Here is a 22665-nt window from a genome sequence, read left to right as displayed (position 1 = left end):
TGCCGGTTAGATAGACCGTTGAATATTTTAGACATATTTAATTAAACAATTTAATTTTATGCTTGCTTTTCATCCATGTCAAATCCAAATTCGACTAAAAAAAAGAATGCCCCTCACCCGGTTCAGGCGGAACATTCTTTACCTAGAACGATAGCCGAAGCACTATAATAATAGAAAAAAGGAGGGATTCGGATGCGGGACCGCATCGTGATCGTAACGGGGGCCAACTCCGGAATGGGGCTTGCTGCGACGGTGGAGCTGGCAAGGCTGGGAGCGCATGTCATTATGGCCTGCCGCAGCCGGGAACGCGGCGAACAGGCGCTGCAGGAAGCGCAGCGGCAGAGCGGCTCGGACCGGCTGCGGCTGGTGCAGTTGGACCTCGGCTCGCTGGCCTCCGTCCGCACCTTCGCCGCGGCGTTCGATGAGCAGCACGATACGCTGGACGCGCTCATCAATAATGCGGGCGTCGTCGCGATCAAGCGGCAGACGACCGCCGACGGCTTCGAGGCGATGATGGGCGTGAATCATCTGGGGCACTTTTTGCTGACCAACCTGCTGCTGGAGCCGCTTCTGCGTTCGCCGCAAGGACGGGTCGTCACCGTGTCATCCGGGGCTCATAAGATCGGAAACATTCATTTCGACGACCCGCATTTGACGAAAGGATACAGCGTGTGGAAAGGCTACGCGCAGTCCAAGCTGGCGAACATTCTGTTCACGAAGGAGCTGGCGGAACGGCTGAAAGGAACGAAAGCGACGGCCAACTCGCTGCATCCGGGCGCGGTCGGTACCAATCTCGGCGTCGACCGCGCCACCGGCTTCGGCGGCAAGATTCACGCCTTGCTGCGGCCGTTTTTCCTGACCCCGGAGGAGGGCGCCCGCACGACCGTTTACCTCGCTTCGAGTCCGGAGGTAAGCTCCATCAGCGGCGAATACTTTTACCGCAAACGAGTTGCGCCGGTATCGGCCCGGGCCCAAGACATGGAGCTTGCCCGCAGGCTGTGGGCCTGGAGCGAGCAAGAGGTTGGGCTGTCAGGCGATACGGGGCGCGGCGCTGACTTTCATTCGGGCCGTCTTTGGATGGACGCGAATGTCCGGCGGCCCTAGCGGCTTTCCGTTACCCGAGCGCTGCTCGGATTAAGGCGCGGCGCTTCCACGCTGCGGGCCATCAAGTATTGGGCCAGGTAGTAGGTGACCATGACTCCGTATCCGGCCCATTCCATCGGCGTCACAAACTTGTTCCATGCGAGCAGCGAATCGGAGAGGAAGAACAGGATCGAGCCGATCGCAGCGGTCCGGCTGCCGCTCAGGACGGCCGTCCAGACCATTACGGAAATGACAGCCACATAAACTACGATAGGAATCCACAGGCCGCCGTTGCCAGGACTGGCGAACATGCCGTCATGCAATCCGGTCAGCAGCCCGACGCCGTAAGCGACAATAGGGAGCAGAGAAAGCAGGCGTGCCAGAGTCGGACGGCGACGGGTCAGCAGCGCCAAGATGTAGAACACGTGGGCGATCAAGAAAGAGCCGACGCCCAGCGTAAACCATTGATTGTCGGGGAGGAGCAGCAGCGCGTCGCCGACGACGGAGAAGACAAGCCCGGCGAGCATCAAGCGCCGATACACGCGGGAAAAGGGGACGGCTGTCAGCGCAAGCGCGATAATGAGCAGCATCGTCCCCGGTTTCAGAATCCACCGCAAGAGCAGGTTCTCGGCCGCCATTGCGATGAGATACGCGGCCCCGGAGCAGAGAATCGCCGTAGGCAACAGTTTTCGGTACATTTTTATAAACCTCCCTGCGTGAATGTAGCTAACAGGTTCAGTTTAGCAAATGCAGTTTAAAACACGTTTAAAACCACGCCGCGAAATTCGCCCCCGCTCCGCCTTGCGAGCCGTCCCCATCCGATTATGGTCTTTTGGTAAAGATTTGGAAGGTGACGCCGAATTTATCCGTAACCATGCCGTAGGCCGGGCTAAAATAAATCTCCTCCAGCGGCATCCTCACCTGACCGTCCTGCTGAAGCGCTTCGAACAACCGCTTCGACGTTTCGACATCGCCGCTCGTCATGCAGATGCTCAGTTGGTCGCCCCGCTGCCCGAATTCGCCCGGGAAACCATCGGCTACGAACAACTCCGCGTCGCCGATCTTGAGCACGCTGTGCGCGACACGCGATTTTACTTCTTCCGGCATCGGTTGCTCGGGGGTTTCCGGCGCTTGACCGAAGGTTTGCTTGAACACCACCTTGGCTCCCAAAGCTTGCTCGTAGAAACGGATCGCTTCCTCCGCCTGACCATCCAGCATAATAAAAGGGGTAATTTGCATCGTCATTCTTCAACAGCTCCTTTGATGTTATCGATTCGGCCGGCTTCGTTTAAATCAGCTGGTCTTGGTTCTTATTGTAGCTTATAATAGTGACAACTATTGTCACAAATACAAAAATAAAATCGGAGCCAGGCCATGTCCAAATCAAAACGACTGATGGAATTGATGATGACCGTCAACCGAAAGAAGAAATTTACCGTTAAGGAACTGGCCTCGGAGTTTGACGTATCGACGAGGACGATTCTGCGCGATTTGCAGGAACTGAGCGAGCTTGGGGTGCCGTTATATTCAGAGGTGGGACCTCATGGCGGGTATCAGGTATTGAACGAACGGATTTTGCCCCCGATCGCCTTTACCGAGGAGGAGGCGGTTGCGATCTTTTTTGCGTGTCATGCTCTGCGCCACTATGCCTACCTGCCCTTCGAGACAGAGTCTTCCTCCGCCTTGAGCAAATTTTATTTTTACATGTCGGGGGATGTGCGCGATCGGATCGATGAGATGAAGAACCGGATTGATTTTGTGATTCCGTCGAGACAGGCGAAATTCCCTTATTTGTCGATCCTGCTGGACGGAGCTATCCGGCAAAAGGTGATCCGCATCGAATACGAATCGCGCGAAGGCGTATCCACCAGACTCATCCAGCCGGTCGGCATTTATGCCAGCAGTGGTTTATGGTACTGTCCCGCCTACTGCTTCCTTCGCGAAGATATCCGCTTGTTCCGGTGCGACCGGATCAAGTCCGCGGAGGAGGATACTTCCGGAACGCAGCCGCTTAACCTCCGGCATCTCCACCTCGGCAACCGGGAGGCACTGCTCCCCTCGGAGCAGGAATTCACCAGTCTGTATGTGGAGCTGACCGAGGAGGGGGTCCATCGATGCGAGGCCGAGCATTGGTCGGCGACCAAGCTGCACCGCCGCGAGGACGGCACCGGATGGCTGGAAGGCAGTTTGCCGAAGGGGGACATTCCGTTTCTGGCGCAGTTTTTCATCGGCTTGGGCGCCGATGCGACCGTACAGCACCCGCCGGAGCTGATCGATAACATCAAGCGAAGGCTGGCCGAGATGATGGCGAGGTACGTTTAGCCGCGCCTTGTAAGGAAGAAGCGTTGTACCCTTCCATAAACTGGAGTTATAATCAAGAGACAGGAGGATGATCATCATGAAAAAGCTGTTGGATAACTTATAACGTCTCGATCTAAGAGCGTCCGATGCTGTCCGTATTCGCGGACCGCCCGCCTCGTCTGAATGCCGAACCCTGACTATATTCGATGGAGGTTGGAACGAAGATGAGAAGCGAACAGGAAATGATGAATTTAATTTTGAATATGGCCCGAAACGATGAGCGAATCCGGGCGGTCGGGATGAACGGGTCGCGAACGAATCCGAATGCGCCGAAAGATGTGTTTCAGGATTACGACATCGTGTATATCGTTCATGATCTGCCTTCTTTTATAGAAGATAAGCAGTGGATCGACCGCTTCGGCAGCCGGATTATCATGCAGAAGCCGGAAGAGATGAAGCTTATTCCTCCCGAGCTGGATGGAAAGTTCCCCTACCTGATGCTGTTCGCGGATGGCAACCGGATTGACCTGACCCTGTGTCCGTTCGAGCAGAAGGACAACTGGAACAGCGACGATAAACTGGCCGTCGTTTTGTTGGACAAAGACGATTGCCTTCCCTTGCTTCCAGCCCCGACAGACGTGGATTATTGGGTGAAGCGCCCGTCGGCCAAGCTTTTTGCCGATTGCTGCAATGAATTCTGGTGGGTATCCACGTACGTGGCCAAAGGCTTATGGAGACGAGAAATGCTCTATGCTCAAGATCATTTGAACGCGGCCGTGAGACCGATGCTGATTCAGATGCTCGAATGGCAGGTTGGCATCGGCACCGATTTTTCGGTCAGCACAGGCAAAAACGGCAAATATTTAGAGAAGCATCTTTCGAGGGAGAACTGGCACGCATTGATGTCCACCTTCCCGGACACGACTTACGAAGGAGTCTGGCGAGCCTTGTTCGCCATGGGGGAGTTGTTCCGCCGAACCGCGCAGGATGTGGCGAACCGATTGAATTACGAATATCCTCTGGAAGACGATCAGCGCGTCACCGCCTATTTAAAGCATGTTCGGCATTTAGCTCCGGACGCTAACCAATGATTGGTAACGGATGAGCTGACATGATCGGCGTAACCCAGAGTTGAGTCGACCAGTTGCAAGAGACAACGCAATACAACTGTGAATTATTCAACCGCCATTGAAGTGTTATTTTTTTCAAGGAAGGTGCTGATTCATCTCGAGACGTGGTCAGCCCTTCTTTTTTTGGTATATCAAATGCGAAAATTTAAAACATCTTACTCTCATGTCACTGTGCGGCCCCATCAGATGATGAAAACAAAAAAAAGAAAAGCCGCATTGTATGCGACTTTTCATGAGATAATGTTCACTTCCGATTGTTATAGGGCACTCTCCACGGTAATTTTTTGATCGAAATGCGTTCAATTAGGGTCAAGCAGCAGATGAAATCCTTCGATTTCTTGTTCAACATCTCGAAAAAGTAGCAGCAAACGATTACTATATTCCCCTAGCTTCTTCTCGCTCTCTTGAAAATGTAACCACCGAATCGTCAGCGGCATTTCAACCCAACCTGTCAAACAATCCCACAAAGCGTCTAAATTATTGCCATAATACTCCGGCAGCTCCAGGGCTTCTTTCAAGACGGCGTGCAGTTGACTGACATTATCAATTTTACTGCCATCTAATATAATATCCCGCAATCCCTAATCCCTCCATTGACTCACTTTATTTGTTCAAACGTCTCGTAATGATTTTCCGTTTTGTATATTAAACCATCGTTGGAAAATAAGATTCGGTCCTTTCCCCGATGGCCAGATTTGTAATTAATATCGGCTTCGTACCATAACCTTCCCTTTTTTGCTGGTAATTTTCCTTCACGATTTTGATAGACATCGCCGCCAATGCTTTTGCCTGGCGCGACTTTATGCAAGTTTCCTTTCTGGGGGTCCCAGCCCAGTTTTCTTGCTTCGTCTTTTGTGATGAAATTATCAGGCAGTTTATTATGGGCCTTTATGTACTTTGCGACATCTTCAAAACTGGTCAGACCTTGTGATTGCGATTTTTCTTGAAGCAATCCGCAACCAGCCAGAAGCAATAAACTTAACAATGCAAACAATACGAACTTCATGACTTTCAAGAGGCTCATCCTCACTTTTTTATCAATTCGGTACCCGAATATTTACGGTAGTGATCCATTAGAAGTTTCAAAATATCCACAAAACATGAGCCCCGCATTCCAACTACCCATTCCACGGTCGTATTTTTTCATTTTATTCAGATGCCATATTAAGGTAAAATTGATCTATATTGCTAGAGGAGGGTTTCTTCGTGCGGGGTATCAATCGTCCTTTGCGTTGGGAAATTGAAGACCAGATGAAACTGCATGGCTACAGCCTCAATCAAGTGGCTGAATTAACAGGGATCAACGCAGGAAATTTAAGCCGAGCCTTGAATGGTGTAGCCCGTTCGATCACAATCGGTCAATTGGATGCTTTGGCCCGGCTTTTTGGGAAAGCCCCAGGATGGCTGTACGAGCTGTATACAGAAGAATGCATTTCGGAGGAAAAATGGTCCCGACGGCGGTTGATTCCTTACTTGGTGCGATGTGCAGAGCTCGGCCGTCATGATTGTATTGAACCGGTGATCTCCAAGCTCCTTGATAATCCGAAGAACGTATCCATTATTTTTGCCGTGGCAGAGCAGCTCTTCCAGACGGAGAGATTGCGGGAAGCAGAGCATTTCTACCAAGTCGTGATTGACGGGACCAAGGATAGCTTCTCCGAGATGCTGGCCGTGAGTCATTATCGATTATTTCTCATAGCTCAAGGTACGGATGCGGAGAAGAATTGGAGAGCGATCATTCGGTTTGAACCGTTCCGAAAACGTCTGCCGGAGCATCACCAACTGGCCTCACTATTAAAGCTGACTAAGGCCTGCTTTGCTTTGCAGAAGTGGGACGAGGTTGAGAAATTCGCGGATGAGCTAGCGGAGTTAAGTATGGCATTGTGCAGAACACGAGAGAAGATTGAGAGCGAGCGACATTTGATATACTACTACGGCATAGGACTCTTGTTTAAAAGCGTCGTATTAGAAAAGCAGGAGTTATACGATGATGCCAAAAAATACGTACACAGCTATGCTAATCTGGAATGGCCGGAACCTCTCGATGAATCAGGTAAGAAAGAAGAAGAAACGTTTCGTATTTTTGCGAAAGCAAATTTATATACGCTTGAGGTGCTAACCGGGAACAAAGGCATTATTGACGAATATGCCGATTATTTGGCGAGCCTTAACTGGCTTGAAGACATTCTGGCCGGATTAATCGCGATCTTAAAATCAGCAAATACCTATGGTTTCTCTGCTAATCACGTATTACCGCGTTTTTCCGAAGCCATTCATGCTTTTCATTCTTTTGACGACGATCTCATCCTTTCGGATCGACACCTTCGATTTAGGTATCATAAGGCTATGTATGAGTTCAGACACGGACGAATCGAAGAAGGGCTGGATGAGACGTTACACTGCCTTGCCTTAGCCCACAAAATGAGCCGGAATGAGGATTATGTCCGCTGCACTGCCTTGTTTGAACAATATAAGGCATATGCAACGGAGCAACAAATAGAAAGCTTTCTCAAATATCCTGTCAGAGCTGTTTAACGCTACGTTTAGGGACTTCTGACAACTGATAGTATAGTACGATAACTTGAATTTACTAAACGCAGTTTGTCTATTCAAAAAGAATATGTTTTCAAGAACCCTTTCAATTATTGGTTGAAGGGGTTTTGTTTATATAAATGAAGTCATTGGAAGTGAATTAATGTAGTGGGAATTGCGATTAGCTGTGCAACTAACGCCATATTAACTAAACAATGAAAATAAGAAATAGCCTGTTGAGGTTTCTCAACAGGCTGACCAGCCCCCCTGCTAGGGAACTGGTGTTCTTCGTTATGGCCGGGCCAGGCTTAGAAGTCAAAATTGTCAGGGTCCGGTCCAACCCGCAGGTTCTGGTTCAGCGCATCGATGTGGGCCATCTCTTCACTTGTCAGCTCGAAGTCGAACACCGAGGCGTTCTCGATAATCCGGTGAGCCTTCGTCGACTTGGGAATCGTTACGATGCCGTGCTGCAGATCCCAGCGCAGAATGACTTGGGCGATCGACTTACCGTGACGGGCGCCGATTTCCTGCAGCACCGGGTTGTCCAGCAGTTGGCCCTGCATCAGAGGCGACCACGCTTCGATCTGAATGTCATGCCGGGCGCAGAAGTCGCGCAGCGCTTGTTGGCTGAGCCGCGGATGGAGCTCGACCTGGTTCACCATCGGCTTGATCTCGGCATCTTTCATCAGGTCCTCCAGATGATGAATCTGGAAGTTGCTGACGCCGATCGCTTTGACGCGTCCGGCCTTGTACAGCGCTTCGAGCGCACGCCAAGCGTCCTTGTACTTGCCGTCCACCGGCCAGTGAATCAGGTACAGATCCAGATAATCCAGCCCCAGCTTCTCCAAGCTGGTCTCATAGGCGGCGAGCGTCGCTTCATAGCCGAGATCGGCGTTCCATACCTTGGAAGTGACGAACAGGTCTTCGCGGGAGAGTCCCGTTTCTTGGAGGGCTTCATGGATAGCCTGACCTACGCTGCGCTCGTTGTCATAGATGGCCGCCGTGTCGATGCTGCGGTAGCCATGGGCGACAGCCGCTTTGACCGCGTCCACGAGCTCGGGACCGTCCTCGACTTTGAATACGCCGATGCCGAACCAAGGCATAGCCTTTCCGTTATTTAGAGTCGTAGTTGCTTGCAGATGCGTTGTCATAGATAAAACCTCCAGTAGGGTAAATGGTAAATTTGAATACATGATGTCTTGTTGGAGCTGGTAACGGCCCTAATCAAGACCGGGCTGGCCCCGGCCGCACAGCGCGAACCGGTACGCCCTTGCGTTCCAGTGCCATGCTCAAGCCGGTCAGCAAAACCGCGGCTAAGACCATGATAGCGCCGATCCAGGTGGTATGAATCAATCCTATCGAATCGGTGACCACACCACCCAGATAGGCCCCAATGGCGATGCCCGCATTGAACGCGGCGATGTTGACGGCGGAAGCGACATCCTTAGCTCCCGGCGCGAAGCGCTCGGCCAGCATAACGACATAAATCTGCAGCCCGGGAACGTTCATGAAGGCCAGCAGGCCCATGAAGAAGATCGTGATCAACCCGGCTACCTTGAATGGTGCGGTCACCATCAACACCAGCAGCACGATCGCCTGCAGGATGAACATATAGAACAGAGCCTTGAGCGGCCGGTGGTTGGCTACCTTTCCCCCGATGACATTGCCGATCGCAATCGCGACGGCGTAAATCAGCAGGATAACCGCTACCGTGCTTTCGGCAAATCCGGTTATTTCATGCAGCAATGGGGATAAATAAGTAAATACGACAAAGGTGCCTCCATACCCGAGAGCCGTGATAGCGAACGCAAGCAGCGGCCTGCCATTCGTCACCAGCTTCACCTGCTCGCGCACCGGGGTCGGAACGCCCTTACGCAGCGAGGCGGGGATCAAGATCAGGTTGGCGATCAGCGCGATCAGGCCGATGACGGCGATGGTGACGAAGGCCGCCCGCCAGCCCATCTGCTGGCCGATCCAGGTACCGAGCGGTACGCCAGTCACAATGGCGACCGTCAGGCCTGAGAACATCATGGAGATCGCACTCGCCCGTTTGTTCTCCGGCACGAGATCGGCGGCGATGGTCGATGCGATCGACATAAATACGCCGTGCGACAAAGCGGATAGCACGCGGGCCGTCAACAGGATGCCGATGCTTCCGGAAGCCGCCGCCAGACTGTTGCCGGCGATAAAAACGACCATAATGGCAATCAGCAGCGACTTGCGGGACATTCCCGTGGTGAGTGAGGTCAGCACAGGAGCCCCGAAGGTGACACCGAGCGCATACAGCGTCACGGTCAGTCCTGCGGTTGTGACCGATATATGAAGGTTTTCGGCGATCAGGGGCAGCAGCCCCACGCTGATAAACTCGGTTGTTCCGATCGCATAGGCGCTAATGGCCAGAGCCAAAAGCGCAAGTATACTCCGTTTTTGATCCAATTGCATGTTTTCTCACCTCTATCCGTGTATTCATCATCGGCCGATATATGCTATTATGAGAGGAGCAAGCATTTTTGGCTAGTACGTACTTTAAAGTGCGGTAGGCACTAAAAAGTGCCTATAACAATTGGAGGACTTTGCATGAGTACAGGAACCAATAAGAAGTATAATATTTCGGTGGAAGCAACCTTGGAAGTCATCGGAGGAAAATGGAAGTGCGTGATTCTCTGTCACTTGACGCGCGGAAAGAAGCGGACGAGCGATCTCAAGCGTATTATGCCCAGCATTACGCAAAAGATGCTGACCCAGCAACTGCGGGAGCTGGAGGCGGACGGAATCGTCAACCGGATTACGTATCATCAAGTGCCGCCCAAGGTCGAATACGAGCTGAGCGAATATGGGTGGAGCCTCAAGCCGATTCTGGATGCCCTTTGCTCCTGGGGAGAACACCATATTATTAAAGAATACGGCGATAAGTTCACCGTATTGGAGGACAATATTTTAAATCATTAGAGACGTGAACGTGGATCTGTCCACGATTCCTCTGGACGATAAAAAAAGGAATATTTGAGCTAAGGCTTCAAGTATTCCCGAGAGAGTACCGCGTTGAGGTGCTCTCTTTCTTTTTCTCTTGACGCAACTTTTCTGCTCACGATTAACATTACCAACAACATTGTCTTTGTCGAAAAAAATTATTCCAAAAACCAAAAAACCTGTATATGGAAAACGATCAATATAATAGGATTCGGGGATGGTTAATATGAATAAAAAGCGAAAACGGAAAATCAGGAAGCTACGGCAGCGGTTGATACGATTGGTTGAACAGAAGCTTATTGTCAGACGAGGAGGGGTTCATCCGTTAATGAGTATCTGAATTTCCTAGAGTTTCTACACAGCTAAGAGATGATTCCTGTACTCGTCAGGGGTCGTCTTTTTTTGATTCCGTTGGAACGCCTGAATCAGGTTACGCATATATCCCGTGGAAAACCTCGAAAAAAAGGGTGAGATGTAATGAAGGAGCAAAAACCAGGTGAATACCGGCCCCACACGGACACTTGGAAATCGCGTTACCCCAAATCCTATTGGAGTGAGCTTCCGGAAGAACCGTTGCCGTGGTATTGGAAACTGTTGGGGTATGGCGGACAAGCTCTGATCTATGCGCTGGGAGTCTGTTATGCTGCTCTTGCCATCGCCGCTATGTTCTATTATGTCATTGCGTTCGCTCGTTTCGTACTTCATTAACCGATCCCCCCACACTATCGTTTGCATTTCTCCATAGATTCACCCAAGGTTAATTTTAGTTTATTCCTCCCTAATTAAACCCAATCTATAAAAAAAGAGAAAAACTTCCTTTAAAATCAAGATTTCGCGAAAAGCAGATAAAATTTTCTGATGAAAATTGTAAAATAAATCCTGATTTTCAACCAAAATATGAATATTTTCGTTTCATAGTAATGGTATATTGTGGTAAAATAAACTTATAAATTTGAGGAGGGCGCCTTTTATGCGGGTTGTTAACCGGTCTTTGCGCGTGGAAATTGAAGACCAAATGAAACTGCATGGCTATAACCTTAATCAAGTGGCTGAATTGACGGGGATTAATGTCGGAAATCTCAGCATGGCGTTGAATGGTGTTTCCCGCGCAATGACAATCCGTCAATTAGACGCTTTGGCAAGAGTGTTCGGAAAGGTTCCCGGATGGCTGTATGAACTATATACGGAGGAGTGCATTTCCGAAGAGAAATTGTCCCGGCCGCGGTTAATTCCGTATTTGGTGCGATGTGCCGAGGTTGGCAGAAACGATTGTATTGAACCGGTCATCTCTAAGATTTTGGATAATGCGAAAAATGTATCCGTAATTTTTCCTGTTGCCGAAAAACTGTTTCAAAAGGGAAAATATAAGGAATCGACACGGTTTTATCAACTTGTTGTCGACAATGTAAAAGATAGTTTTTCCGAGATGCTGGCTATGAGCCATTATCGTTTATTTCTGATCGCCCAAGGCACGGATGCCGAGAAGAACTGGAAATCGGCTATACAATTTGAACCTTTTAGAAAACGCTTGCCGGAAAACCACCAACTCGCAGCACTGGTAAAACTGGCCAAGGTTTGTTATTCATTGGAGAAATGGAATGAAGTCCAACGTTTTGCTGAAGAACTCATAGAACTAAGTTCTATTTTCTATGAGCTAAAAACGGAGGAAGCAGGTCCGTTTGAGCGTCACCTAGTATATTATTTGGGCATGGGCCTTTTATTTAAGGGTGCTGTCTTAGAGGAAAAGGGCTTGTACGAAGACGCTAAAAGAGTTGTACAAGATTACGCTCATCTTGAAAGATTTGAACCTCTGGACAAAGAGGGATTGAAAGAGGTTGAAAAATTTAAAGTTTTCGCGAAAGCGAACCTTTACACGCTGGAAGTATTAACAGGCAATGATAGTATCCTGAACGAATATGTAGAATATTTGGAAGGACTCGATAAACTTAATGAAATCTTGTCCGGACTAACTACCATTTTAAAATCAGCGAATACATACGGCTTTTGTGTTGATCCAATACTACAACGTTTTTCCAAGTCTATTACCCGTTTCGATTCTTTTGACAACGATTTAATTAATTCCGGGAGACATCTTTGGTTTCGCTATCATAAAGCGGTTTATGAGTTCAGGAATGAGAAAATCGAACAAGGAATTGATGAAATTTTACGTTGCATTAGTTTGGCTAAAGAAATGAACCGACATGAGGATTTTGCCCGGTGTGTTTCCTTATTTGAAAAGTATCGAGGATATGCATCAAAGCGACAAATTAAGGATTACCAAGCAACGGTTATAAGAGAGGAGGTGTATAGAAAGTGAAAAAAATTTTACTGACTCTAGTTTTATGTTTCGGGTTGTTTAGTGGGTTGGTCGATCATCTCCAGATATCAAGCCCCGGTGAGTTGATTATTAAAGCGCTTACTCATGGTGTGGATTTTTAGAACTATTTCAATACTAAGCTTTAGATAAAGCATCCCAGTTACTCTTGGGGTGCTTTCTTGTTAAAAGCTTATTATTCCATTATGTTGATAACCGATGTTCAAGAACATATCGAGAGGAACGAGCGTATGGCTATTGTACGATTAGCTACATTAGACGATGTAGATGAACTTGTTCGGATGCGTTGGGATTTCTCGGAAGAGGAGCATACCAGTACGGTTAATTTCGAGGAGTTTTACCCTATTTGTCGTGAATTTTTGGTCAAAGCTATGGGAAGTGGAGATTGGTACATATGGGTGGCGGAAGTTGAAAAAAGTATAGTTTCGCACATGTATCTACAGTTAATACATAAAGTACCAAGGCCGGGGAAATCTCCAGACCCGTATTACGGCTATGTTACCAATGTCTATACTCACCCTGCTTTTCGAAGTCAAGGTATCGGAACAGAGATTCATTCCGCTATGGAAAAGTGGTCAAAAGAGAATGGGGTTGAATTTCTTATCGTTTGGCCCAGTAGCGACAGTGTCCCGTTTTATACAAGAAATGGATTTGCTCGATGTGAAGAAGCGATGGAAAAACATTGGTGATTGGATGTGAGGCTGTGCCGATTATTAACGCTGCAGCAGGGGGATTGTCATTTGCAATTTTTGGGATGGCCGCACATTACTTTATGGATAAAGATATTTCAATGCTAGCGGGAATCGTGGGCGGTGCCTTTTGGTTTATAGGATCGCTAATTATTTCGTCCTTTAAGCAGGCGAAATAAAAAATATAAAACTGAACATGTACTTGATATAACCGCCTTTTCAACGGGCGGTTTTCTTATGAGCACATTTCAACATTCGGCTAACGGTGAATAAAACTCGGCTGCTGTTGGGATTATTAACGGTCCCGTGGTTAATTATATGTAAGAGGTATAATGATCCTTCCCTATACATTTTCTTTATCTGCACAGCAAATAGCATAGGTAAGCAGTTCGAAATGCATTTTTTGTCGAAAAAAATATTTCTCAAATTCTAAGACCCTTAATATGGAAAAACGGCATTATTATAGAGATAAGGAGTCGTGGATAAGGATGGTGGATAATGTATGAGTATGAAGCTAGAACAGAAAATCAGACAGCTTCGTCAGCAGTTAGTGCGATTGGTTGAGGAGAAAGGTTCATTATCGCACGAGGAGGTGGTACAGCTAAGTCAACGTCTGGACCGGTACATTCTCATGGCTCAAAAGTCTTCTAAACTGAAAGTGTGTGGATGATACAGTGACACATGATTATTTACTGGACGGGGAGAGCGAGGAACGGATTCTCTATCTTGCCCGGATTGGCGCTATCTTTGAGAGACTCTACGGCATCAAGGATTTACATGATGCTGAAAGCAGGGCGAGGGCGAATGCCGGAGTTACAGCCAAAATGCTGGCTGAGTTTGGCTATAGCAGCGAGCAGATTGAAACTATTTTGCGCGAGCGGCTCTTATTTCGCAAGAAAAATAAAACGGACCACTAATATAACGATTCAAACAAGTCTTGAGCAGATTTTTGGATCTTTAGGAGGATTCGACTAAATAAATGAATTCCGCACAAGCCATTATGTTTTTGAAAAACAATCAGCCCTTTTCAAGAGATACCGAGGCGAAATTCGAAGTCATCCAAAAGTATAACGACGTGAGGGTGCACTTTTTAAATCATCCCGATCCTCAATGCATTCCATTATTTCTAAATTCGTTTGGCGAAGGCAGCGGCTTCGGGGTATATCAGCTGATTGAAGACGTGCTAATGAAGTTTTCGGTAGAGCAAGTGCTTCCGCATTTAATTTCGGCTTTAAAAAGTGAACATACCGGAGTCAGGTATTGGTGCTCGCATATCGCTGCATCTTTCCCGAATCCAAGCTTAATTGCACCTCTCACCAATCTGTTAAGAGACCCTGACCCCGATATTAGGTGCGCAGCTGTAACCGCCCTATCCCAAATCGAGGATGACAGGATTATTGGCGTATTAACGGGAGTTCTGGAAAAAGAAGAAGATCCAGACGTTATTGATCTCATTCTAGAAGCTCTGAATGAATCTAAAATCGAAGCAGCCATACCCTAGTAACCTTGACTGGCATTTGCCCATCAAGGTTACTTTTTGTGAAAAGAATTTACCAGATTTGATACTAGGAAATTTTTATTCACCTGTTATTTTATGTTAATTCCCTGTTATGGTAGTATGGTTTTATAGATTTAGGGGAGGGTGTTCCGTGCGGATGGATAATCGCTCTTTGCGGCTGGAAATCGAAGACCAGATGAAGCTGCATGGCTACAGCCTAAATAAAGTAGCCGAACTGACGGGGATTAACGCCGGAAATTTGAGCATGGTGTTAAATGGCCGGTCTCGTGCCATGACAATCGGTCATTTGGACGCTCTGGCAGAAGTTTTTGGGAAGCCCCCTGGATGGCTGTACGAGCTGTACACAGAAGAATGCATTTCGGACAATAAATTGTCCCGGCCGCGCTTGATCCCGTATCTGGTGCGATGTGCAGAGACTGGCCGAGTGGATTGTATTGAACCAGTGGTTTCCAAGATTCTCGATAACCCCAAGAACATGTCCATTATCTTTGCTGCGGCGGAGAAGCTTTTCGAGAACGGGAGGCTGGGGGAGTCGGCGCGCTTTTATCAACTGGTGGTCGACAATAACAAAGACAATTTTTCCGAGTTTATGGCGATAAGCCAATATCGGCTATTTCTAATTGCTCAAGGTACGGATGAAGAGAAGAACTGGAAATCGGTTATTCAATTTGAGCCTTTTCGAAGACGATTACCGGAATATCTCCAGCTTGCGGCTCTTTTGAAGTTGGCTAAGGTTTGTTACTCGTTGGAGAAATGGAATGAAGTCGAGCGGTTTGCACAAGAGCTTTCGGAACTAAGCCTGATTCTCTATAAGCTAAAAATGGTGGAAGAAGTATCGGTAGAGCGTCACTTGGTTTATTACTTTGGCATGGGTTTATTATTTGAGGGTGCTGTATTGGAGAAAAGAGGGCTTTACCAAGAAGCGAAAACAGTTGTCCAGCATTATGCCGATCTTAGTTGGTTTGAGCCTCTTAACGAGTCCGGCTGGCAAGATGTCGAAAGATTTAAAGTTTACGCGCAGGCGAATCTTTACACGCTTGAAGTATTGATGGGCAATGACGGCATTCTGGGTGAATACGTGGATTACCTGGAGAGCCTTGACCGGCTTTTGTCCGGTTTGGAGACGATTGTAAAATCGGCGAATACCCACGGCTTTTGTATCGATCACGTTCTGCATCGCTTTACTGACGCGATCAGCCAATTCGATTGTTTTTTAGACGATCTAATTAATTCACGCAGATATCTTTGGTTTTGTTATCATAGAGCCGTTTATGAGTTTACGAAAGAACGCTATGAAAACGGGATGAAGGAAACGATATTCTGCATTTCGCTATGCTTGAAGATGAAGCGATACGAGGACTTGGCCCGCTGCGTCGCTTTATTTGAGAAGCATCGGAGTTACGCTTCCGAAACTCAAATCCAGTATTACGAATCGATCAGGCTTTGGGTGGTTTAGCTGCGCAAAACGCCAGATCGGATTTCAATAGAATTATGTCTAAAGCATTCTGATGATCAGAATGCTTTTTTTATTGCGAAAAAATTTTCAAAAATCAAAAAACCCTTAAAATGGAAAATAAGTATTATTATTGATTCGAGGGGGGGCGAGAATGAACACAAATGAAAACGGAAATCAGGAAGTTGCGCAGCTTTTGGTTCCGAAAAAAAGGTTCATTCTCTGAAAAGGAGGTGGTACGTGCAATCAACGTTTAGATCAGATACTTCTTCTAAGACTAAAATGACGTGGATGATGAACTGAAGGATGACTATTTTTGTTCAAGACCGACAAAATAATAACCAAAACAATTCTAAAAACGGGAGTGAGATGCTCTATGCTTAAGAAACGTATTTTAGGTGTAACCATGGTTGCAATACTCGCTTTATCCACTGGACAGGCAATGGCTGCCAAAGAAGACGCAACGAGAGGTTCGGTAGATCTAACCAATGCCGATGTAACGCCGTTTGCCGTCTCCCCAGTAACAATGGAAACCACTGAGAATGTTGGGGGCGGAACATGGGATTATGGTACTAAGTCGGAATGGCAGGGTTGGCTGGTGTGGAAAAAGCGAGTGTGGTCAAATTATAATCATCCGACCAAAGCTCATGCTTCCACAGCGTCGATAGGAACTCAGACGAACTTCAGCGGATATACATTATCTGGAACGACATCGTATGCTAGTGCTCTTGGAGATCTTTCTGCTCAAACGCACGCATACTGGCAAACATATGATTGATATGAAATAATATGGTATAAAGTAATGAATTGGTGAAGAAAAGCATTATCATAAACTAAATAAGTTTATGGTAATGATTTTTACAATATCATTCTTTTGGTCCTGCCCGAGATCAACTAAACGTCCATGATATAAAGCAATTCCCGCCGGCGTTTTAGCGGGTGTCTGCAGCAGTTTGCGGATGAAGCAAACAACCTACTAAGGAGTTTGTTTAAATTGAAAAAAATCGTAGTAGTTTTTCTGATTATGGCATCCGTTCTCTCTTTTTATATCTCCTTCAAGCAAACCGATAATGAAGAAATCGGAACAATCGAAGCGCTAGAGGAGAATATGGCAAAAGGATTCGTCATCCCGGATGACCCCATGCTGGCAAACCCGGATGAACTGTATCCCCTCTTATTCGAGACTGCAAGGGAGTTAAGGATAAATATATTCAGGCCAAGTATCAATAGCAAGCCGGATAATAGCGTAGAGGTAATAAAGTATGTATTACTAACCGGCGATACCAATTTTTTTAACCATTTTAATTTAAAAAGCGGCCACTTTTTGACTGCCGAAGACACACAACAAGGAAATCTCTTCCTGTCTTCAGCCAAAATCCAAGATGAGAATCAAGTCGGGGTCATCAAAGATTTTGGGGGCAATCACCTGATTACAATAAAGCCTCTTCGAGCCTCCTATCAGTATCTGCGTGTTGCCGGTCCGTATTTTGCGGAGGTTTCGGACGATAAGGCGCTAGGACGTTTCTTGGAGAGCTTTGCTCAGAAGCTCAATGCGTATTACAAAAAGTACAACAGCCAAATTTCCTATAGTCCTGAGGACTTTAAGAAAACGAAAATAGAACTAGTCGAAAGTGCGGCCGCATCATCGCTAGCCTACTTGACCTATTGCCATGACATCATTTTATTTATTATATTGCTTTTGTTTATTTATTGTATTTTCAACGAATCTAAAAAGATAGGCATTCTAAAAATGCACGGCCTATCCAATCATCGCTTATGGTATATCGTCATCGGAAGACTGATCATTGTTGCTTTCATGTTAACGATGATCCTGTCCTTGATTTTTACTTTTTTTATAGAAGATACAACCCATGTATTTATATATAACGTGCTTAAAGATGAGCTTAAAACGTATGCGCTGATCACAGTCTGTTCGCTTGTGTCCTATTTCTATATTTCCAAAATCAAGGTAAACCAGATCATCAAAAACAGAAAAGATACCAACGGGCTGTTCATATTAAATTTGCTGCTCAAAGTGGTGTGCTCGATCCTTTTGGTTATCATGGGGCATTCGATCTTTGTTCAATATATGGAAATAAGTAAAAAACAAAAAAATTTAAGTCATTGGGAACAGGGCAAAGACTATGGAATCTTTTATCCTCTGTATACAGGGCACGACCAAAACAACTTGCCCGGTGGTTTTCCTGAACAAATAGCCGTTATGAACAGCGACTTATATCCGATTCTCAATCAGCGGGGTTCGGTATTAATAAATGCGCGCCAATATGAAGAACAAGCCCTTCGTCTGAACAAAGATTACGACGGAATACGCTCAGTAAAGGTGAACAATAATTACCTACAGGAATTTCCTGTGTATGACATTCGAAATAACCCCGTGCATGTATCCGAGGACACGACGAACTGGGTTTTGCTGGTGCCTGTAAAATATCAGAGTCGGCAATCTCAAATCATTGACTTTTTCGAAAAAACCAAAAAGTCTTATGTGGATGCGGAGCAGAAAGTTTTGCATCGAGAGGTTCCGGATCGCATGATTCAGGCTCCGATTCAGATCGTATGGCTGGCTAACGATCAGAAAATATTCAGCTTCAATCCAGATGTATTTCCAGCAGAAAATAATATGATCCTAAACCCTATCATTGAGGTTGTAACTGAAAAAAATAGCCTCGCTATCTATAGGGACTCCATTCTTGGTGGAGGAAGCACAGATCCCTTGAAGATAAAGCTGACAGACCGGGATACCGCATTAACCTATAAATCGCTTGAGCCCGAACTTCGAAAGCTGCGGTTGGATGATAACTTAAAACAACTGGTGACAGTCGACCAGTATATGTTGGAACAACTCTATAGTCTTGAGAAACAAATGAACCAGCTATGGCTTATCAGTCTGGGAATGGTATCGGGGTTGTTATTCCTGATCTCGCAAAACATCATCGTATTTTTCCATAAAAATCAACAAAAGATTGTCGTACGCCGATTGTTCGGCACGGACTTTTTTAGAACGTATAAGGAATACGTATATTTGTTCGTCATGACATGGCTTTTTCAACTGCTGGTTTGCTTTATGGTGAAGGGAACGGTTGACAGCAGGATGCTTGCAGTAAGCGGAATCGTTGTATGTATTGAGATCGTAGCTTCCGTCATCGCACTCTTGACCGTCGAAAAGCGAAACAAAGTAAAGGTTTTAAAAGGGGGCTGATGGGAAGCATGGAACCGATTTGTGAGCTTCAAAACATAAGTAAAAGCTATGCCGATCATGTCGTACTGAACAATATCAGTCTAGCCATCGCCGAAGGCGAAATGGTGGCGATTACAGGGAAAAGCGGATCTGGCAAGACAACGGTGCTCAATATTATGGGGATGCTTGAAAAGCCCGATGATGGTGTAGTCAAACTATTCGGCGAAGAACTTCCCCGGATCGGTTCGATTAAGGCAAAGCAACTCCTTAGAACGAGGCTTGTGCACCTGTTCCAAAATTACGCGCTGATTGATAATGCCACGGTAGACGAAAATCTGGATATCCCATTGCTGTATTCCAAAAAAACGAAGAGTGCAAAACAACTGCTGAAAACTGAGGCTTTGGAGAAGGTTGGTTTAAGCCTTTCTCTCAAGCGAAAAATACACGAGCTTTCGGGAGGAGAGCAGCAGCGGGTCGCTATCGCTAGAATATTGTTAAAGCCTTGCGATTTAATCCTGGCCGATGAACCTACAGGCTCACTGGATACCGCCAATCGAGACGAAATCATGAGCATCTTAAAAGAGCTTCATCATTCAGGGAAAACCATCATTATCGTCACCCACGACCCCGACGTAGCGAAAGCATGCAACCGTATCATCGAACTATCATGAAGGTTAAATTGTTAAAATTCCAATAGATCAATAATTTAAAGGCAGGTGATACGATGGGCGGCGGCGGAGCTTATTCACCGATGCATATTCTCTTTCTTACTTTACTAGTTGTGTTAATTATTATTGTTCTTTACTTTATTAGAAGAAAAAACAGATAATGAGAAGCTGTCGAAAAGAAGAATTTCGTTGGCAACGGCTGCAAACAGGATACATGTGGGGAGGTAGCACATCATACCTATTACAACAAATCAAGCCCTTATTCTAGTCTTATCCTTCCTAGGATTCTACGTACTACTGGCTTGGGGCATACTGTATATTATCTCTAAACGGTCAAAGCAGCCCAATAAAAGAAAAGCACAGTTTGTTTTTGCTCTCACAGTTATCCTTGTAGTCATTACTTTTTTTAACGGATCGCTCAGTCTTTGGACTGCAGCAATAGTAATACCTATGTTTGTATTATGTGCTAGGTATATGAAAGAAGAGGGGTAACTGGAGCAGTAGCCCTTTGCAAAAAATCGGCTCTTGATCGTAATCTTTGCGGCAGGGGCCTTTTCGTTTTCCGCTGAAGTATTTTTCCCACGTATTCCCTAATCAAGAATATAACTGGTATTATATAATTTGTAGGATTTATTAAGGGGGAGGCGGGATCAGGCTCGTTCCAACTGGAGTCAGGACGAAGGGGGACGGTGGCATTGAGTCTTAAATATCCTTTGAGCTTCGGAATCTTTTTGAGCGTCATGCATTTCGTGTGGGGCTTGACGATTCCCGATGTTTGGAAAATCGTTTTGCTTGCTTGTTTAGTTATGGTGATCGAATATCCGCTGGATAAAATGGGTATCACCAAACGAGTCATCCCGGTCCCTGTGGGGATAGCGGTTTTCATCATGATCCCCATTTTGTTTACCCTCATTACGCGATGAGTGTTTCGGCGTGCTTGAAGCTCCGCCCCGAAAAGGGATTGAAATTCATTGGCCATCTTTCTGACATAATACGAAACGACCCTTGTCCGCAGCTTGGCGGCAAGAGCCGTTTGTTCAACATATCCCGTTAACTACCCCTCAACCAGCAGCGGTACGACCTTGCCCGCGTTAACGTCGATCAGGCCCAGGTCGGTAATTTTGAGCGCCGGGCTGACCGGGAGCGAGTGCGTGCTGATCGACATGATCGGGTTGTAGTGCTTGTACCCGAGCGACTCCATCGCTCTGCGTAGCTTCTCTACTTCCTTCGCCGTCTCGTCCAGCGGCGCTTCGGTCAGGATGCCGCCGACAGGCAGCGGCAGGTGCGCCAGCACTTGGCCCGCTTCCACGACGCAGAAGCCGCCTTGGCTGCGGATCACTTCGTTAGCCGCAAGCGCCATATCGGCCGGGTTGTGCCCGACCACAAGCAGGTTGTGGTTATCGTGCGAATACGTCGTCGCCACCGCGCCGCGTTGAATCGTATCTCCGCCGATCAAGCCGTACGCCCGGTTCCCGTTCTTGCCGTACCGCTCGAACGTCGCGATGAGCGCATACGGACTTTCCTGCCAGCACAGCTCGCCGTTCCGGATCTCGATCTCGCCGCGCACATCCTCCGTGAAGGTGGAGCCGTCCTTGACCTGCATCACGCGGCACGCATGGCGGCCGTCCACCGCACCTTCCGGCCGCGCAACAAAGTCCGCTTCCGTCAGCAGCGGCAGCTGCACACTATGGTAGTAGTGCGCCGGGAACGCGTGGCCTTGCTCCTTCGGAACATACGCCTCACGCACGTCGTACACCTTGCGGCCCTGTTTGTACACCTGATCGATTGTCAGCTCCTGCAGGTCGGACAGCAGCACGAAGTCGCCGGTTTTACCGGGAGCGATGGTGCCTCGGTCATGCATTCGCATCCGGCGTGCGGGGGTAAATGTCGCGGCGTAGATGGCCTTCTCCGGCGACATGCCCATGCGGATCGCTTTGCGGACGATATGGTCCAGATGGCCGCGCCGCTGGAACGAATCGGCCATGACGTCGTCGGTGACGAAGCAGAAGTGCTCGGAGACGTCGTTTTGGATCAAATAGTTTATGACATCGTCGGTCATCGATTTTTCTTGAATCTCGATGAACATGCCCGCGCCGATGCGTGCTTCCATCCCTTCGATCGTCTGATGCGTGTGGTCCGAGTCGACCCCGGCATAGATGACCCGGTGCAGATCCAGATCGAGCAGCTTCGGAACATGCCCCTCAATGACGAGCTTCGGATAATGCTTGCGGATATGCGCCAGAATCCGGTTCGTTTTGCAATCCGGGTCCGCGATGACGTCGACGTAGTTCATAATTTCGCCGAGACAAATGATGTCTTCCGTCCGCAGCAACTCGTCCATATCCTCGATCTCGATCGTGCCCCCGGTCGATTCCATCGACGTGGCCGGGACCGAGCTCGGAATCGCGTAGAACATGTCCGCCACGCAGTCGCGACTCGCCTCGATCATCTGCTTCACGCCGCTCAGGCCGAAGACGTTCGCCATCTCATGCGGCTCGGGCACGATGGTCGTCACGCCGCTGCGGATCAGCCCGTACGAGAACGTCTCCGGGGTGACCATGGTGCTCTCGATATGCAGGTGAATGTCGACCAGGCCGGGGATCATGTAGCGACCTTGGCCGTCCACGATCTCGCCGGCTTCGAACGTCTCCGTCCCGCGCCCGCCGATATACAGGAACGATCCGTTCAAGACGGCGACGTTGCCTTGAACGAACCTTTTAAAATAGCTGTTGTATACGTGTACCTTCTCGATCAGTAAATCCACTCGCATGATGCCGGTACCTCCAAGT

At 47.6% G+C, this 22665-nt stretch carries 24 protein-coding genes; 17 read left to right on the top strand and 7 right to left on the bottom strand.

Going from position 1 to position 22665, the window contains the following annotated elements; all coding sequences use genetic code 11:
- Positions 1-192 precede the first annotated feature (192 nt).
- The gene (locus QMG93_RS04260; RefSeq protein ID WP_281933797.1) at positions 193-1104 is read left to right on the top strand and encodes an SDR family oxidoreductase; all 912 of its coding nucleotides are present in this window, start codon (positions 193-195) and stop codon (positions 1102-1104) included.
- Here QMG93_RS04260 and QMG93_RS04255 read toward each other — a convergent pair.
- Both QMG93_RS04255 and QMG93_RS04250 read right to left on the bottom strand, forming a co-directional pair.
- Positions 1101-1781, bottom strand: coding sequence for a lysoplasmalogenase (locus QMG93_RS04255; RefSeq protein WP_281933795.1), 681 nt, complete (start codon positions 1779-1781; stop codon positions 1101-1103). The genes QMG93_RS04260 and QMG93_RS04255 overlap by 4 nt on opposite strands.
- Positions 1782-1905: 124 nt before the next feature.
- A complete protein-coding gene (locus tag QMG93_RS04250; protein ID WP_281933793.1) occupies positions 1906-2328 on the bottom strand; it encodes a VOC family protein in 423 nt (140 codons plus the stop codon).
- Between the two features lie 129 nt (positions 2329-2457).
- Here QMG93_RS04250 and QMG93_RS04245 point away from each other — a divergent pair, with 129 nt between their 5' ends.
- Both QMG93_RS04245 and QMG93_RS04240 read left to right on the top strand, forming a co-directional pair.
- Positions 2458-3405: a helix-turn-helix transcriptional regulator gene (locus tag QMG93_RS04245; RefSeq protein ID WP_281933791.1), complete on the top strand. Its 948-nt coding sequence runs from the start codon at positions 2458-2460 to the stop codon at positions 3403-3405.
- Between the two features lie 203 nt (positions 3406-3608).
- On the top strand, positions 3609-4475 hold the full coding sequence (locus tag QMG93_RS04240; RefSeq protein ID WP_281933789.1) for an aminoglycoside 6-adenylyltransferase: 867 nt from the start codon (positions 3609-3611) through the stop codon (positions 4473-4475).
- A gap of 338 nt (positions 4476-4813) precedes the next feature.
- Here QMG93_RS04240 and QMG93_RS04235 read toward each other — a convergent pair whose 3' ends face one another.
- Complete coding sequence (locus QMG93_RS04235) at positions 4814-5092, bottom strand: barstar family protein (RefSeq protein ID WP_281933787.1); 279 nt, start codon at positions 5090-5092, stop codon at positions 4814-4816.
- A 20-nt stretch (positions 5093-5112) separates the two neighbouring features.
- On the bottom strand, positions 5113-5538 hold the full coding sequence (locus QMG93_RS04230; RefSeq protein WP_281933786.1) for a ribonuclease domain-containing protein: 426 nt from the start codon (positions 5536-5538) through the stop codon (positions 5113-5115).
- A 182-nt stretch (positions 5539-5720) separates the two neighbouring features.
- On the opposite strand from QMG93_RS04230, the gene QMG93_RS04225 reads away from it, so the two are divergent.
- The gene (locus QMG93_RS04225; protein ID WP_281933784.1) at positions 5721-7049 is read left to right on the top strand and encodes a helix-turn-helix domain-containing protein; all 1329 of its coding nucleotides are present in this window, start codon (positions 5721-5723) and stop codon (positions 7047-7049) included.
- 305 nt (positions 7050-7354) lie between these two features.
- Here QMG93_RS04225 and QMG93_RS04220 read toward each other — a convergent pair whose 3' ends face one another.
- Complete coding sequence (locus QMG93_RS04220; RefSeq protein WP_281933782.1) at positions 7355-8197, bottom strand: aldo/keto reductase; 843 nt, start codon at positions 8195-8197, stop codon at positions 7355-7357.
- A 73-nt stretch (positions 8198-8270) separates the two neighbouring features.
- A complete protein-coding gene (locus QMG93_RS04215) occupies positions 8271-9488 on the bottom strand; it encodes an MFS transporter (RefSeq protein ID WP_281933780.1) in 1218 nt (405 codons plus the stop codon).
- Between the two features lie 135 nt (positions 9489-9623).
- Here QMG93_RS04215 and QMG93_RS04210 point away from each other — a divergent pair, with 135 nt between their 5' ends.
- The 13 genes from QMG93_RS04210 (at position 9624) to QMG93_RS04150 (ending at position 20799) form a co-directional block, all read left to right on the top strand.
- The gene (locus QMG93_RS04210) at positions 9624-9995 is read left to right on the top strand and encodes a winged helix-turn-helix transcriptional regulator (RefSeq protein ID WP_010500138.1); all 372 of its coding nucleotides are present in this window, start codon (positions 9624-9626) and stop codon (positions 9993-9995) included.
- Between the two features lie 498 nt (positions 9996-10493).
- The gene (locus QMG93_RS04205; RefSeq protein WP_216795974.1) at positions 10494-10724 is read left to right on the top strand and encodes a hypothetical protein; all 231 of its coding nucleotides are present in this window, start codon (positions 10494-10496) and stop codon (positions 10722-10724) included.
- 262 nt (positions 10725-10986) lie between these two features.
- Positions 10987-12333, top strand: a complete 1347-nt coding sequence (locus tag QMG93_RS04200) for a helix-turn-helix domain-containing protein (RefSeq protein WP_281933776.1) — start codon at positions 10987-10989, stop codon at positions 12331-12333.
- Positions 12334-12512: 179 nt separating this feature from the next.
- Complete coding sequence (locus QMG93_RS04195) at positions 12513-13040, top strand: GNAT family N-acetyltransferase (RefSeq protein ID WP_281933774.1); 528 nt, start codon at positions 12513-12515, stop codon at positions 13038-13040.
- 14 nt (positions 13041-13054) lie between these two features.
- A complete protein-coding gene (locus tag QMG93_RS04190) occupies positions 13055-13219 on the top strand; it encodes a hypothetical protein (protein ID WP_281933773.1) in 165 nt (54 codons plus the stop codon).
- A gap of 323 nt (positions 13220-13542) precedes the next feature.
- Positions 13543-13710, top strand: a complete 168-nt coding sequence (locus tag QMG93_RS04185) for an aspartyl-phosphate phosphatase Spo0E family protein (RefSeq protein WP_010503758.1) — start codon at positions 13543-13545, stop codon at positions 13708-13710.
- Between the two features lie 4 nt (positions 13711-13714).
- Positions 13715-13957 carry a hypothetical protein gene (locus QMG93_RS04180; RefSeq protein WP_281933771.1) on the top strand — a complete coding sequence of 81 codons (243 nt, stop codon included), beginning with the start codon at positions 13715-13717 and terminating at the stop codon, positions 13955-13957.
- Between the two features lie 62 nt (positions 13958-14019).
- The gene (locus tag QMG93_RS04175; protein ID WP_281933769.1) at positions 14020-14541 is read left to right on the top strand and encodes a HEAT repeat domain-containing protein; all 522 of its coding nucleotides are present in this window, start codon (positions 14020-14022) and stop codon (positions 14539-14541) included.
- A gap of 154 nt (positions 14542-14695) precedes the next feature.
- Positions 14696-16015 (top strand): helix-turn-helix transcriptional regulator, encoded by a 1320-nt coding sequence (locus tag QMG93_RS04170; RefSeq protein WP_309299651.1) that lies wholly within the window; start codon positions 14696-14698, stop codon positions 16013-16015.
- 373 nt (positions 16016-16388) lie between these two features.
- A complete protein-coding gene (locus tag QMG93_RS04165; RefSeq protein ID WP_281933765.1) occupies positions 16389-16790 on the top strand; it encodes a lactococcin 972 family bacteriocin in 402 nt (133 codons plus the stop codon).
- Between the two features lie 216 nt (positions 16791-17006).
- A complete protein-coding gene (locus QMG93_RS04160; protein ID WP_281933764.1) occupies positions 17007-19229 on the top strand; it encodes a bacteriocin-associated integral membrane family protein in 2223 nt (740 codons plus the stop codon).
- Positions 19230-19237: 8 nt separating this feature from the next.
- Positions 19238-19879, top strand: coding sequence for an ABC transporter ATP-binding protein (locus QMG93_RS04155; protein ID WP_281933763.1), 642 nt, complete (start codon positions 19238-19240; stop codon positions 19877-19879).
- 692 nt (positions 19880-20571) lie between these two features.
- On the top strand, positions 20572-20799 hold the full coding sequence (locus QMG93_RS04150) for a hypothetical protein (RefSeq protein ID WP_281933762.1): 228 nt from the start codon (positions 20572-20574) through the stop codon (positions 20797-20799).
- 131 nt (positions 20800-20930) lie between these two features.
- On the opposite strand, the gene QMG93_RS04145 is transcribed toward QMG93_RS04150, so the two are convergent.
- Positions 20931-22646: an adenine deaminase C-terminal domain-containing protein gene (locus QMG93_RS04145; RefSeq protein WP_281933761.1), complete on the bottom strand. Its 1716-nt coding sequence runs from the start codon at positions 22644-22646 to the stop codon at positions 20931-20933.
- Positions 22647-22665 lie beyond the last annotated feature (19 nt).

Origin of the sequence: Paenibacillus tyrphae, from assembly GCF_027925525.1 — a bacterium.
GTDB lineage: Bacteria > Bacillota > Bacilli > Paenibacillales > NBRC-103111 > Paenibacillus_G > Paenibacillus_G tyrfis_B.
The sequence above is the reverse complement of the archived record's forward strand: the minus strand, read 5'-3'. Positions and strand labels throughout refer to the sequence as shown.

Coding starts and splice junctions, on each gene's coding strand:
- QMG93_RS04205 (WP_216795974.1), top strand. CDS start 10,494: ATGAAGGAGCAAAAACCAGGTGAATACCGGCCCCACACGGACACTTGG.
- QMG93_RS04210 (WP_010500138.1), top strand. CDS start 9,624: ATGAGTACAGGAACCAATAAGAAGTATAATATTTCGGTGGAAGCAACC.
- QMG93_RS04240 (WP_281933789.1), top strand. CDS start 3,609: ATGAGAAGCGAACAGGAAATGATGAATTTAATTTTGAATATGGCCCGA.
- QMG93_RS04175 (WP_281933769.1), top strand. CDS start 14,020: ATGAATTCCGCACAAGCCATTATGTTTTTGAAAAACAATCAGCCCTTT.
- QMG93_RS04230 (WP_281933786.1), bottom strand. CDS start 5,538: ATGAGCCTCTTGAAAGTCATGAAGTTCGTATTGTTTGCATTGTTAAGT.
- QMG93_RS04155 (WP_281933763.1), top strand. CDS start 19,238: ATGGAACCGATTTGTGAGCTTCAAAACATAAGTAAAAGCTATGCCGAT.
- QMG93_RS04250 (WP_281933793.1), bottom strand. CDS start 2,328: ATGACGATGCAAATTACCCCTTTTATTATGCTGGATGGTCAGGCGGAG.
- QMG93_RS04145 (WP_281933761.1), bottom strand. CDS start 22,646: ATGCGAGTGGATTTACTGATCGAGAAGGTACACGTATACAACAGCTAT.
- QMG93_RS04165 (WP_281933765.1), top strand. CDS start 16,389: ATGCTTAAGAAACGTATTTTAGGTGTAACCATGGTTGCAATACTCGCT.
- QMG93_RS04200 (WP_281933776.1), top strand. CDS start 10,987: ATGCGGGTTGTTAACCGGTCTTTGCGCGTGGAAATTGAAGACCAAATG.
- QMG93_RS04220 (WP_281933782.1), bottom strand. CDS start 8,197: ATGACAACGCATCTGCAAGCAACTACGACTCTAAATAACGGAAAGGCT.
- QMG93_RS04185 (WP_010503758.1), top strand. CDS start 13,543: ATGAGTATGAAGCTAGAACAGAAAATCAGACAGCTTCGTCAGCAGTTA.
- QMG93_RS04245 (WP_281933791.1), top strand. CDS start 2,458: ATGTCCAAATCAAAACGACTGATGGAATTGATGATGACCGTCAACCGA.
- QMG93_RS04215 (WP_281933780.1), bottom strand. CDS start 9,488: ATGCAATTGGATCAAAAACGGAGTATACTTGCGCTTTTGGCTCTGGCC.
- QMG93_RS04255 (WP_281933795.1), bottom strand. CDS start 1,781: ATGTACCGAAAACTGTTGCCTACGGCGATTCTCTGCTCCGGGGCCGCG.
- QMG93_RS04170 (WP_309299651.1), top strand. CDS start 14,696: ATGGATAATCGCTCTTTGCGGCTGGAAATCGAAGACCAGATGAAGCTG.
- QMG93_RS04260 (WP_281933797.1), top strand. CDS start 193: ATGCGGGACCGCATCGTGATCGTAACGGGGGCCAACTCCGGAATGGGG.